Source organism: Actinomyces oris, assembly GCF_001553935.1.
GTDB classification, from domain to species: domain Bacteria; phylum Actinomycetota; class Actinomycetes; order Actinomycetales; family Actinomycetaceae; genus Actinomyces; species Actinomyces oris_A.
Genome location: NZ_CP014232.1, coordinates 1963863 through 1976962 on the forward strand (window position 1 = coordinate 1963863; position 13100 = coordinate 1976962).

The 13100-nt window shown below is 68.2% G+C and carries 8 protein-coding genes; 7 read left to right on the forward strand and 1 reads right to left on the reverse strand.

Annotation, left to right across the window (positions count from 1 at the left end; translation table 11 throughout):
- The first annotated feature begins 89 nt into the window (after positions 1–89).
- Positions 90–4043 carry a DNA-directed RNA polymerase subunit beta' gene (locus tag AXE84_RS08005; protein WP_060957494.1) on the forward strand — a complete coding sequence of 1318 codons (3954 nt, stop codon included), beginning with the start codon at positions 90–92 and terminating at the stop codon, positions 4041–4043.
- 125 nt (positions 4044–4168) lie between these two features.
- Here AXE84_RS08005 and AXE84_RS08010 read toward each other — a convergent pair whose 3' ends face one another.
- Positions 4169–5125 carry a DUF4862 family protein gene (locus AXE84_RS08010; protein WP_060957495.1) on the reverse strand — a complete coding sequence of 319 codons (957 nt, stop codon included), beginning with the start codon at positions 5123–5125 and terminating at the stop codon, positions 4169–4171.
- Between the two features lie 148 nt (positions 5126–5273).
- Here AXE84_RS08010 and AXE84_RS08015 point away from each other — a divergent pair, with 148 nt between their 5' ends.
- From AXE84_RS08015 to AXE84_RS08040, 6 genes are all read left to right on the forward strand, one after another.
- A complete protein-coding gene (locus AXE84_RS08015) occupies positions 5274–7706 on the forward strand; it encodes a sialidase family protein (RefSeq protein WP_060957496.1) in 2433 nt (810 codons plus the stop codon).
- Positions 7707–7777: 71 nt separating this feature from the next.
- A complete protein-coding gene (locus AXE84_RS08020; protein WP_060957497.1) occupies positions 7778–10024 on the forward strand; it encodes a beta-galactosidase in 2247 nt (748 codons plus the stop codon).
- 126 nt (positions 10025–10150) lie between these two features.
- Positions 10151–10666, forward strand: a complete 516-nt coding sequence (locus AXE84_RS08025) for a hypothetical protein (protein ID WP_060957498.1) — start codon at positions 10151–10153, stop codon at positions 10664–10666.
- A 157-nt stretch (positions 10667–10823) separates the two neighbouring features.
- Positions 10824–11663, forward strand: coding sequence for a hypothetical protein (locus tag AXE84_RS08030; protein WP_060957499.1), 840 nt, complete (start codon positions 10824–10826; stop codon positions 11661–11663).
- A gap of 282 nt (positions 11664–11945) precedes the next feature.
- On the forward strand, positions 11946–12323 hold the full coding sequence (locus AXE84_RS08035; protein ID WP_148229175.1) for a hypothetical protein: 378 nt from the start codon (positions 11946–11948) through the stop codon (positions 12321–12323).
- A gap of 97 nt (positions 12324–12420) precedes the next feature.
- The gene (locus AXE84_RS08040) at positions 12421–12933 is read left to right on the forward strand and encodes a hypothetical protein (RefSeq protein ID WP_060957500.1); all 513 of its coding nucleotides are present in this window, start codon (positions 12421–12423) and stop codon (positions 12931–12933) included.
- Positions 12934–13100 lie beyond the last annotated feature (167 nt).

Genomic DNA, 13100 nt, shown 5'->3' on the forward strand with positions numbered 1-13100 from the left:
TCGCAGGCGCCGTCGGAGTCATGGAACAACGACGACGGAACGCCCCCAGACCACCACCTGATGAGATTTCACCATCGGAAGTAGGAACTGTGCTCGACGCCAACGTGTTCGACAGGATCCAGCTCGGCCTCGCCACCGCGGAGGACATTCGCTCGTGGTCCCACGGCGAGGTCAAGAAGCCCGAGACCATCAACTACCGCACCCTCAAGCCCGAGAAGGACGGCCTCTTCTGCGAGAAGATCTTCGGCCCCACCCGGGACTGGGAGTGCGCCTGCGGCAAGTACAAGCGCGTGCGCTACAAGGGGATCGTCTGCGAGCGCTGCGGAGTCGAGGTCACTCGCTCCAAGGTGCGTCGCGAGCGCATGGCCCACATCAAGCTCGCCGCGCCGGTCACCCACATCTGGTACTTCAAGGGCGTGCCCTCGCGCCTGGGCTACCTGCTCAACCTCGCGCCCAAGGACCTGGAGAAGGTCATCTACTTCGCGGCCTACATGGTCACCGAGGTGGATGAGGAGGGCCGCCACGACGACCTGCCCTCGCTGCGCAACGAGCTGGAGGTCAAGAAGAAGCACCTCGAGGAGTCCGGCCAGGCCGAGGTCGAGGCGCGCCAGCAGCGCCTCGAGGAGGACCTCGCCCAGCTCGAGTCCGAGGGCGCCGAGGCCTCCCAGCGCGACAAGCTCCGCAAGACCGCCGAGCGTGAGATCACGGCCATGCGCCGCCGCAACCAGCGCGCCCTGGAGCACATGGACAAGGTGTGGGACCGCTTCGTGAGCCTCAAGGTCGGTGACCTGGAGGGTGACGAGGTCCTCTACCGCGACATGGTTGCCGACTACGGCATCTACTTCAAGGGCTCCATGGGTGCCGAGGCCATCCAGGCCCGCCTGCGCAGCTTCGACCTCGAGGCCGAGGCCTCCGCCCTGGCCGAGATCGTCGAGAACGGCACCGGCCAGCGCAAGACCCGCGCCATCAAGCGCCTCAAGGTCGTCAACGCCTTCCGCATGACTGGCACCGCCCCGGAGTCGATGGTCCTGGACAACATCCCGGTCATCCCGCCGGACCTGCGTCCCATGGTCCAGCTCGACGGCGGCCGCTTCGCCACGAGTGACCTCAACGACCTCTACCGCCGCGTCATCAACCGCAACAACCGCCTCAAGCGGCTCATGGACCTGGGCGCCCCGACGATCATCGTCAACAACGAGAAGCGCATGCTTCAGGACGCCGTCGACGCCCTGTTCGACAACGGCCGCCGCGGCCGCCCGGTCACCGGCGTGGGCAACCGTCCGCTGAAGTCCCTGTCCGACATGCTCAAGGGCAAGCAGGGCCGCTTCCGCCAGAACCTCCTGGGCAAGCGCGTGGACTACTCCGGCCGTAGCGTCATCGTCGTCGGCCCCCAGCTCAAGCTCCACCAGTGCGGTCTGCCCAGCCAGATGGCCCTGGAGCTGTTCAAGCCCTTCGTCATGAAGCGGCTCGTGGAGCTCAAGGAGGCCCAGAACGTCAAGGCCGCCAAGCGCATGGTCGAGCGCGCCAACCCCAAGGTCTGGGACGTCCTGGCCGAGGTCATCCGCGAGCACCCCGTGCTGCTCAACCGCGCCCCCACCCTGCACCGCCTGGGCATCCAGGCCTTCGAGCCCCAGCTCATCGAGGGCAAGGCCATCCAGCTGCACCCGCTTGTGTGCGGCGCCTTCAACGCCGACTTCGACGGCGACCAGATGGCCGTCCACCTCCCGCTGGGCGCCGAGGCGCAGGCCGAGGCCCGCATCCTCATGCTGTCCTCGAACAACATCCTCAAGCCCTCCGACGGGCGCCCCGTGACCATGCCCAGTCAGGACATGATTATCGGCACCTACTACCTCACCTCCGACCCCGACCCGGCGGTCGAGGTCGAGCGCGACGCCGAGGGCAACGAGATCGTCCCGGCCTTCTCCTCCTTCGCGGAGGCGGTTATGGCCTACGACTTCGGCAAGCTCCACGTCAACGCCGCCTGCGACATCCGCTTCGAGGAGGGCATCGCCGCTCCCGAGGGCTGGCAGCCGCCCGAGGGCTGGAGCGAGGGCGACCCGATCACCCTGCGCACCTCGCTGGGCCGGGCCCTGTTCAACACCTCGCTGCCCGAGACCTTCCCCTACGTCAACTACATCGTTGACAAGAAGCAGCTGGGCAACATCGTCAACGCCCTGGCGGAGAACTACTCGCGCGTGGAGGTGGCCGCCTCCCTGGACGCCCTCAAGGCCAACGGCTTCTACTGGTCCACCTGGTCCGGTATCACCGTCGCCTTCGCCGACGTCGTCTCCCCGGAGGCCAAGCAGGAGATCCTGGTTCGCTACGAGAACGAGGCCGCTGAGATCGAGGAGCAGTTCGAGCTCGGTGCCCTCACCGAGGACGACCGCTACGCCTCCCTCATCGACATCTGGACCAAGGCCACCGCCGAGGTCGCCGAGGCGATGCGTGAGAACTTCCCGCAGCGCAACACCGTCTACCAGATGGTGGTCTCCGGGGCCCGAGGCAACTGGGACCAGATCCGCCAGCTCGCCGGTATGCGCGGCCTGGTGGCCGACCCCAAGCAGCGCCTCATCGAGCGCCCGATCAAGTCGAACTACCGCGAGGGCCTGAGCGTCCTGGAGTACTTCATCGCCACCCACGGCGCCCGTAAGGGCCTGGCTGACACGGCGCTGCGTACCGCCGACTCCGGCTACCTCACGCGCCGTCTGGTCGACGTCTCCCAGGACGTCATCGTCCGCGAGGAGGACTGCGGCACCCGCAAGGGCCTGACCAAGCGGATCTTCTCCTGGATCGACGCCGGCGACGAGCGCATCAAGGAGCCCTCGGAGATCCTGGGCACCACCGTGTTCGGCACCACCCTGGCGCGCGACGCCATCGACGCCGAGGGCAACCTCATCATCGAGGCCGGCGCCGACCTGGGTGACGCCGAGATCCAGGCCGCCATCGACGCGGGCATCGAGGAGATCACGGTGCGCTCCGTGCTCACCTGCGACTCCAACGTCGGCACCTGCGCCGCCTGCTACGGCCGCTCGCTGGCCACCGGTAAGCGCGTGGACATCGGTGAGGCCGTCGGCATCATCGCCGCCCAGTCCATCGGTGAGCCCGGCACGCAGCTGACCATGCGTACCTTCCACACCGGTGGCGCGGCCGGCGCCGCCGACATCACCCAGGGTCTGCCCCGTGTGCAGGAGCTCTTCGAGGCCCGCACCCCCAAGGGCGAGGCCGCCGTGGCCGAGGCCGCCGGCACCCTCAAGATCGAGGACGACGCCGACGGCAAGCGCCTGGTCATCACCCGCGACGACGGTGAGGAGGACGTCATCGTCCCGGTCTCGCGCCGTCAGCGCCTGCTGGTGAACGACGGGGACCACGTCGAGCCCGGCCAGGCCCTCACCGAGGGTCCGGTCGACCCCAAGAAGGTCCTGCGCCTGCGCTCGGTGGCCGCCACCCAGCGCCACCTCGTCGAGGAGGTCCAGGAGGTCTACCGCTCCCAGGGCGTGGACATCCACTCCAAGCACATCGAGGTCATCGTGCGTCAGATGCTGCGCCGCGTGACCGTGCTGGACTCCGGGGACACCCGCCTCCTCCAGGGCGACCTCGTGGACGTCATGCACTACCGCGCCGAGAACCGCCGGGTCATGGCCGAGGGCGGCAAGACCGCCACTGGCCGTACCGAGCTCATGGGAATCACCAAGGCCTCGCTGGCCACGGACTCCTGGCTGAGCGCCGCCTCCTTCCAGGAGACCACCCGCGTGCTCACCGAGGCCGCCATGAACGGCAAGTCCGACCCGCTGCTGGGCCTCAAGGAGAACGTCATCCTCGGTAAGCTCATCCCCGCCGGTACGGGCCTGGCCCGCTACTCGGACATCGAGGTCGAGCCCACCGAGGAGGTCAAGGCGGAGGTCTTCTCCCGCGTGGACCTGGGAGACGGCGTCTTCGGCGAGTCCGTCGCCCTGGACGACTTCCACTTCGGCGGGGACCTGCGTGCGGACTTCTCCGACGACTTCCGCACCGGCTTCTCCAGCAGCGAGGACGTCGAGTTCTGAGCGAGCCACCACCGGGTCCACGGGACCTGAGGCTCGCATAGCGTTCGGCCCGCTCCCCACCAGGGGAGCGGGCCGAACGCCGTCAGAGGCCGGGCGTGAAGGAGCCGGGCTCGGAGGAATGGGGCTCAGGCACTGAGCATGGTCTCGCGGACACGGCTGACCCAGGCGAGCTTGTCCTCCAGGGAGGCGCTCGCCGGAGTGTTGATCTTGAGGCCCTCGTAGACCTGGACGCCGTCGGCGGCCCGCATCGTGGCAGCTACCCTCTCCGCAGTGAGCCAGCTGGTCGGCTCGTGCTCGGCCAGCGGCAGGTGCGCGTCGGCCCACGCCCAGGCCCACTGCGTCTCCTCCGGTCCGGCGCCCGAGATCATGACGCCGCCCAGCACTCCCGCCTCCACGAGCTCGCGCACGTGGCTCTCCGGGGTGGACGGGTCATGGGTCTCGATGACGGAGCGCCCCCAGTTGACGGTGATGAGTGCCGCGGTGTCCCGGCAGGCGTCGATCTCCTGGGCCAGCGTCAGGAAGGCCTTTTCCGAGGGGCCCACGCCGCCCTCGGCATCGCAGTGCTCCACGATCATCCCCAGGCCGCGGGAGGCGAAGTCCTCGCTCAGCTCACTCAAGGAGGCGTGGAAGGCCTCGGGGGTGGCCTGGTGGTGCGGCGCCGAGTGCAGTTCCACCCGGGTGACGAGCTGCGCGCCGGCCGCCTCGTGCAGGCGGTCGACGGCCTCCAGCAGGGAGCGGGTGTAGGCCAGTGCCTGAGCGCGTCCGTCATCGTCGGGGGAGGCCAGGCCGAAGACGGGGTTGGCCCCGGCGCGCCCCATGGTGCCCGGGATCGCCGTGATGACGCACTGGTCGAAGCGTCCGGCCAGCTGCTTGGCCAGCCATGGCTCCGGGGCGTCCAGGGCCTCCCGGAAGGGCAGCTCGATGCCGTCGACCCAGCCGAGGTCGGCCAGTGCGGCGTACAGGGCGGCGGCACCGCTGCGGTCCTCGTCGTCGGGCGGAAGCATGGGGTAGGCACCGACGACGAAGGGCACGGTGCGGGACTGGGCAGGTGTGTCAGTCCGATTCTCTGAGGTGGCGGACATGTGGTCTCCTTGAGGTGCAGGGATCGTGCTACAGTGCGCGATACGTCAGACATCATATGACTGGATGTGCGGTGGCGCACCGTCGCGCACGGCACTGCCGGTCGTTCAACGCCGGCGGGCAGCCGCTACCGGCACGAAGGATCTCCCCATGCTCTTCGATCTCACCGCATCCGACACCTCCCCCCTGAGCCTCAGCGAGGAAAATGTCGCTGCCCTGGCCGCCTGCGGGCGCGGCACGATCCTTCTCGATGTCGCCGCCCGCGCCGACGCCACCCTCATTGCGTTCACCGGTACCAACGGACGGATCACGCTGTCGCTTCGCGCCGGCCGCCTCGACGGCGAGCAGGTCCTCGGCGCAGTCGGCCGTCCGGAGGGGTCCTCCGGAGCCGGGAGTGAGAGCGGCATTCAGCACCGTGTCCTCGACGCCGAGGACGCCCTGGGCCTGGACGACGGCCGCCCCCACACCATCGCCGTCACCGTCAACGAGACCGGCACCCACCTCTACGCCGACGGCTACGAGTGCTTCTCCACGACGCTGACCGCCTTCCTCGCCCAGATCGGGTTGACCGACGTGCGCATCGACCCCGACGGGATCGCCGCGGTCACCCGCCTGGCCGCCTGGGACGAGCCGCTCAGCGACCGCGCCGTCATGGCCCAGTCCCTGCCCGCCACCCCACTGGTCCAGTTCGCGGCCAGTGAGCTCTCCGCCCGTGACGCCCGCCGTACCGGAGCCCTGGCCACCGGCTCCATCCGGGCGCTGCTGCGCACCCGCGGCCGCGGCCAGGGAGGCACCATCATCGCCGCGAGCGGCCAGGGCGGCACCCTGCACCTCGACATCGACGCGGGAGGTCTGAGCTACCGGGTCCTGCCCAGTGAGGACTCACCCGAGACCGAGCCCCTCATCGAGGCGCGAGCCCCGGGCCACTGGGACGACGGGACCTGGCACGACGTCGTGGTCACCTCTGGGCGCGGCGCGGTGGAGATCCATGTCGACGGCTACCAGGTGGCCCTCGTCCCCGGCGGTGCCTTCCTGGCCGACATCGCGCCGGTGACGCGTGTCGTCGTGGGCGCCGACCTGGACGGCAGGCGCCTCTTCGGTGAGGCGCAGACCGCCATGATCTACGACGCCGCCCTCACCGACGCCCAGGTCAAGCGCCTGGCCGCTGCCGCCCCGCTGCCCACGCGCGCCCTGTTCGACACCGGCTACCACGGCGCCCGGTCCTACCGGATCCCCTCCCTGCTCACCCTGGACAGCGGCGTCATCCTGGCCGGCGCCGACCAACGCGTCTCCATCCCCAACGACGCCCCCAATGACATCAACCTCGTCATGCGTCGCAGCCTCGACGGTGGGGCCACCTGGGAGGAGATGCGCACCCTGCTCAGCCTCCCGGGCACCGGGGCGCTGGGCGCCAGCCTCATCGACTCCGTCCTGGTCCAGGACCGCTCCACCGGACGCGTCATCTGCCTGGTCGACCAGTTCCCCGGCGGCATCGGCCAGCCCAACGCGGCCGTCGGCACCGGCTTCGATGAGCAGGGGCATCGCGTGCTCCACAACCGCGCCGGCGAGCTTTTCGCCGTCGAGCCCGACGGCAGCGTCGTCACGGAGGCCGGCGAGGCCACCGACTACCGCATCGTCCTCAGCGGCGATGACGCCGCAGGGGTGCGCGCCGGCGACGTGCTCCTGGGCGGCCGGGCGGCCGGCAGCATCTACCTCGCCCACGAGCAGGCCCCCGAGGACTGCCTCTTCCAGCACCGCGGCTCCCACCTGCTCATGATCACCTCCGACGACGACGGCGCCACCTGGTCCGAGCCGATCGACATCACCGCCCAGGTCAAGGCCGACTGGATGTGCTTCCTGGGAACCGGCCCCGGCAACGCCATCCAGCTGACCGCACCGGAGCACGCCGGACGCATCCTCGCACCCGTCTACTACAGCCACGAGGCCGGCGGCACCGCCTACCTGTCCTGCGCCGCCATCTACTCCGACGACGGCGGGACCACCTGGACCCTGAGCGCCTCACCCAATGACGGACGCGAGGTGATGGGCGCCGTCGTCCACTCCCGGGACCTCGCCGACGAGCGGGCCAGCCTGTACGAGTCCGTCCTCGTCGAAGGAACCGACGGCGCCGTGCACGTGTGGGCTCGCAACCAGCACCCCTCGGGCAGAGTCGCCCACGCCGTCTCCCACGACGGGGGCGTCACCTGGGGGGAGGTCGACTACGACGAGCAGCTCTCCGAGATCTTCTCCCAGCCCAACGCCATCGCCATCACTGGCCTGGAGGGCGCAGCGGCCGTGGGGGACGGCGACGGCGTCAAGGGTGCGGTCGGCCGGGGGATCGTCTTTGCCAACGCCTCCCGGATGCTGCCCTTCCGCGGCTGCGGCGTCCTGCGCCTGAGCTACGACGACGGCGCCACCTGGCCCCACAACCGGGTCATCAACCCGCGCCACTACGTCTACCAGTGCATGGCCCAGCTGCCCAGCGGCGACATCGCCCTACTGTGGGAGCGCGAGTGGCAGGGGCTGTTCCTGACCACTGTGCCGCTGGCCTGGCTGACGAGCTCGCACTCGACCATCAGCTGAGCCCGACCGGCCCCGCCGACCCGGGTGCCCGCGGTGCACGGGGCGGGGAAGAGGTGGGGGAGAATCGCCCCATGACGAGTCCCTCGCCCTCAGCCTCCACACCCCGCCCCGCCCCGCACGAGCTGCTGGGACTGACCAGCCCCGCCTACGGCGGCGACTACAACCCCGAGCAGTGGGATGAGGCCACCTTCGCCGAGGACCTCGAGCTCATGGCCGAGGCCGGCGTCAACCTGGTCTCCCTCGGCATCTTCTCTTGGGCGCGCCTCGAGCCGCGCGAGGGCGTCTACGAGCTCGACTGGCTGGTGGAGATCGTCGACCGTCTCCACGAGGCGGGCATCGCCGTCGACCTGGCCACCGCCACCGCCTCCCCGCCCGCCTGGATGGCCACCGACCACCCCGAGTCCCTGCCGATGAACGCCGACGGCGTGCGCCTGGGCCTGGGCTCACGCCAGCAGTACTGCCCCAGCTCCACCGTCTACCGGAAGCGCTCCGCCGCCCTGGCCGCGGTGCTGGCCGAGCGCCTGGGCGACCACCCGGGCGTCGTCATGTGGCACATCGGCAACGAGTACGGCTGCCACACCGCCGAGTGCTTCTGCCCCGCCTGCGCCCGGGCCTTCCGGGCCTGGCTGGCTGACCGCTACGGCGACGTCGAGCGCCTCAACGCCGCCTGGGGCACCGACTTCTGGTCCCAGCGCTATACGAGCCTGGAGCAGGTCGCCCCGCCCGCCGCCATGCCCACCTTCCCCAACCCCGCCCAGATACTGGACTGGAGGCGCTTCAGCGACCACCAGCTGCGCAGCCTCATGGAGGCCGAGGCCCGCATCCTGCGGGAGCGCTCGACGCGGCCGGTGACCACCAACTTCATGGGCGACTTCCCGGCCACCGACTACTGGCGCTGGGCCGAGGCCCTCGACATCATCTCCGACGACTCCTACCCCGACCCCGCCGACCCGGCCGCCGCCCACGAGGTCGCCTGGGCCGGTGACCTCATGCGGGGCCTGGCCGGAGGGCGCCCCTGGATCCTCATGGAGCAGGCGCCCAGCGCCGTCCAGTGGCGCAGGCGCAACTCGCCCAAGCGCCCCGGCCAGCTCCTCCTGTGGTCCCTGGCTCGCGTGGCCCACGGCGCCGACGGTGTCCTGCAGTTCCAGTGGCGCCAGTCCCGCCGGGGCGCCGAGACCTTCCACTCCGGCATGGTCCCCCACGCCGGGCGAGACAGCCGCACCTGGGAGGAGGTCGTGGCCACCGGGCAGGCGCTCGCACGCCTCGGGGCGGTCCTGGGGGAACCGGTGCGGGCTGAGGCGGCCCTCGTCGTGGACTGGGAGAGCCAGTGGGCACTGAGCGCGGCCATCGGCCCGGTCGAGGTCGGTGAGCGCTTCGAGGCGGCCCGCGCCTGGCACCGCAGCCTGTGGGAGGCCGGGATCGCCACCGACATCGTCCCGGTGGGCCGGAGCCTGGAGGGCTATCGCCTCATCATCGTTCCCGCCGTGTTCATCGACCGCCCCGAGCTCGCCGAGCGCCTGGAGCGGGCGGTCGCCGCAGGCGCCCAGGTCGTCGTGGCCGGTCCCACCGGGGTCGTCGACGCCAACGCGGGAGCCGTCCTGGGCGGCTACCTGGGATCCCTACGGCCGCTGCTCGGGGTGCGGGTCACCGATCACGCCGCCCTGACCGGTCAGGTCCAGCAGCCCGATCCCCGAGGCGAGCTCGTCAACCGCCTCAGCCGCGCCGTCGGGACTCCCGCCGCCGAGACCTGGACGGGACTGGAGGCCGTCAGCGAGCCCCTGCGTCGAGTCCTGGACCGGACGGGAACGCCCGCCCCCGATCTGCGCGCCGGCGGCTGGGCCGAGGAGCTCCGTATCGACGAGGTGCTCGAGGGGGCGGCTGAGAACACCCGGGCGGGGCAGGGCCGGCAGTCGGTCGAGGTCGTTGCGGTCTTCGACGGCCGCGGCGGGGGAGCGGATCTGACCGGGAGGCCCGCCATCACCCGGCGGTCTATGAGCGGGGCAGGAGCGGGGTGGTACGTGGCCGCCGACCTCGACGCCCTCAGCCGAGCCGCCCTGTTGACACTGGTGTGCGCGCACGCCCGGCTGCGACCCGTGGTCGCCGACCTGCCTGACGGCGTTGAGGCCCAGCGGCGCGGGGACGTCCTCTTCCTGCTCAACCACTCCGACCGGGCTGCCGAGGTGGCCGGAGTCGTGGGCGCCGACCTGCTGAGCGGCCAGTCCTGCACCGGCCACGTGATCGTGCCCCCGCGCTCAGCGCTCGTGGTGCACCACCCGCCGAATACCCAGGCCTCCTCTTCGAGCACAACCCTGACGTGAGGCAGTAAGTGGGGCCGACAGTGCCTGGAGGTGAGCCGTCAGCGGTGGCGCGGCGACACGGGGTTGACGACAAGGTAGTTGCTCAACAGGACATCACACGAAGGTGGCGGCGTCTACACTGTCGCTATGACGATCCCCAACGGCATCCCTGAAGACTCGTCGCAGTACTACACGAACCAGCCGCAGACGACGCATCCCTATGCGTACACCGAAGGGGCGGCGCCATCCGCGCAGCCGGTCGGACGTCAACCCCTCCGCTCTCGCATGAACATGACACCGGAGATCTCCCACAGCATCATGAAGGATGCCGTCATGATGATTCTGGGAGGGCTTGCCGGCATGGGAATCTTCTATGCTGTGACCAGGTCCTTTGATGAGCCATCCGGCTATGCGATCTTCTTCGGCATGGGTGCCGGATTCCCCTTCGGGTGGCGAGCACTGTCGTTCATGGATCCCATCATTAATTCACTTAGATTCTCATTTAGAACTAAGGGGAAGGTTGATGTTCCGCTTATTTTCTATGTGATGCTACTTTTTCCTTACTTTCTGTACATTGTGAAATTCGGTTTGGCTGTGATGGTTGGTATCCCTGCGCTGGTGTTCTCGGTTGCCAGGCACTTGTGGCATGTATTCTTGGACTAGTTGACAGGTGTGGCTGGGCTTGTGTGAAGGTCACTGGTGCGTCAAACGCGGCAGTGAATAGTGTTGCAGTGTTGGGGCGGTGACGCCCGTACTGATTGTCGAGGGGTGCCGATGGTGGGTGACTCTCGGAGTGTTATCGTTCGGTTGAGGTAATGATATGAGTGAGATTCCTGAAGCCGCTGAGGCTCGTGATCCAGAGACCTCCGCAGACAGGCTGGGGCAGCTGGCGGACCTGTATCCCGAGCTGTGCACCCTCATCGTCGTGAATCCCTCGTGCCCCCCGGAGCTGCGCCAGTGGATCATTGAGGAGCGGGGCTCCGGCTCCAAGGAGGCGGCGGAGGCGTGGAGTCGCCACCAGGCCCGGCAGGCGGCCACCCAGACGATTCCGGTGCAGGCGCACCAGACCCAGCAGATGCCGCCGGTGCCGATGCAGACCCCGCCTCAGGGGATGCAGCAAGCACCCGTGCGAGCAAACTCCCGCGCCAACTCGTCATGCGGAGGGATGGCGCTGGGGTGCCTCGTCATCTCAGTGGTTGTCATGGCGCTGATGTACGGTTGCATCCACGCCGTCGATAAGCTCGGATCCTCGCATTCCGGCTCGGAGGCTAGCGCGACGCCGGACAAGGCGAGCCCGGCGCCTGCGGGTTCGATCACCACGGATCTCTTTCAAACCCCCTCGAAGAACATCGTGTGCGAGGTCGTGGATGGTCAGCTGAACTGCTTCATTAATGAGCGCTTCTATGCTGACAACGGCCAGCAGGACTGCGATGACACTCTGTTCGCCCTGAGTGTCGGTACGGCGGACGCTGCGTTGGCGTGCGGACTCATCTTGGATGGGCATGAGGGTGAGAACATGCAAACCCTGGAGTATGGGACGACGAGCGAGAGCTCGGACGGCAACTACGCCTGTTCATCCAGTGAGGACGGAGTGAAGTGCTGGAATCAATGGACAGGAAAAGGATTCTCCTTGAACAGGAACTCATATGAGCTCTTCTGACGGCGAGGATCGGAACGCTGCTGGCGCAGTGAGGGTCGGCTGTACTTCTTTCGTTACTGAGAGGTGCCGAGGATGAGTTTTCCGTCATTGTCTGAGCCGCCTGCCGATTCCTCCTTGAGTATGCACCAGGGACGTTCACCCGCTGAGGTCGAGTTGTCTTCACCTGGGCCCTCGGCGAAGATAGCTCGGCGCAGCAGGGCGATGTCGGCCAGTATTATACTTACCGTCATCGGATGCTGTTTACTCGGGTGGGGTGTCTACGCACTCCTCACATCGATCCGCGTGTTCGCCATCGTCTTCGATGGCGCGACGCTCGTCAGCTGGAAGGCGGTCGTCGCCGTGATCGCGGGGGCTCTGCTGGCATTCGTCGCCGTCGTCATGGCGATCGTTGCCGTCGTGAGATCCAGGCCGAAGACGCTTGCCGCGATCGTTCTCCTGTGCGGTGTGGTTCTGCCCGCGATCGCGGCGGGCTCCAGCGGTTACGTGGGAGTTGAGGCGCTACGGAGGAATACCTTCATCGAGGCTCGCCACTATGCCGGCGACGTGCGCCCCGAGAGTGTCGATGCAGTCCTTGCCAAGGTGGAGTCGATGGGGATTCCTTTGTCGTGGCGCCATGATCTTGTCGAGCTGCTGCGCCAGAGCAGGGAAGGCGTTTCATAGTCGTGCTTAAGATGGTGAGCCGTGTGGCAGGACCGCGAACGTGATGGTGTGGATCTGCTCCGGCGGTGTCCAGCAGACGAGAGGATGATGAACGATCATGGCGCAGATTCCGAAGGTTCCCAGCGCGGGCTCCTGGACGAAACAGCCCTCCGCAGGGGAGGTCAGCAGTGCGGGGGCTTCGCCCTCAGAGGCGGCTGCCACGCTGGGGACGTCCGGCAGCCTCCGATCGAGTGACGCCGATACGAGTAGTGGTGTCGGATTCGGTTCGGGGACCGATGGCTCGATCTGGCGCTCCGAGAGCTCCTCGATCCACGTGACCAAGGCCCCCGAGGGGCTCCTGTACATCGCTTTGGCAGCGGCCGTTGTCTCGATCGCCCTGTCCGCACTATTTGAGTCGGTGGTTGTGGCGGGCATCAGCTGGGTGCTTGCGGTGCTGGTGGGACTGGGGGCCGCTACGGTCTTTGTTGTTCGCAACGCCAAGCGCCAGACCAGTCCGTGGTATCTCTATTCCTCGCGCCCCCAGCTTCTGTACCGACTGTCGGTGCTGCTGTGCTTCCTGGCCATTGTGGCCACATCTGTCAGAATTGCTTTGTTCGTGGGTAGGATGTGAGTGACATATGACCCGGCGTCACAGTTACTGTGAACTGATCCATCGATTGAGGCGGTTGGCCGTCAACGTCCTGGCAGTTCTGGGCGTCACGATCCTCCTGCTCGCAGGGGGTGTGCTGCCCGCTGCCCCTCAGGCTCTCGCCGCGCCCCAGAAGGATCAGTCCTCCG

Excerpts from the sequence above, each read along its gene's own strand:
- AXE84_RS08025 (WP_060957498.1), top strand. The coding sequence starts at position 10,151 with ATGACGATCCCCAACGGCATCCCTGAAGACTCGTCGCAGTACTACACG.
- AXE84_RS08030 (WP_060957499.1), top strand. The coding sequence starts at position 10,824 with ATGAGTGAGATTCCTGAAGCCGCTGAGGCTCGTGATCCAGAGACCTCC.
- AXE84_RS08010 (WP_060957495.1), bottom strand. The coding sequence starts at position 5,125 with ATGTCCGCCACCTCAGAGAATCGGACTGACACACCTGCCCAGTCCCGC.
- AXE84_RS08020 (WP_060957497.1), top strand. The coding sequence starts at position 7,778 with ATGACGAGTCCCTCGCCCTCAGCCTCCACACCCCGCCCCGCCCCGCAC.
- AXE84_RS08015 (WP_060957496.1), top strand. The coding sequence starts at position 5,274 with ATGCTCTTCGATCTCACCGCATCCGACACCTCCCCCCTGAGCCTCAGC.
- AXE84_RS08040 (WP_060957500.1), top strand. The coding sequence starts at position 12,421 with ATGGCGCAGATTCCGAAGGTTCCCAGCGCGGGCTCCTGGACGAAACAG.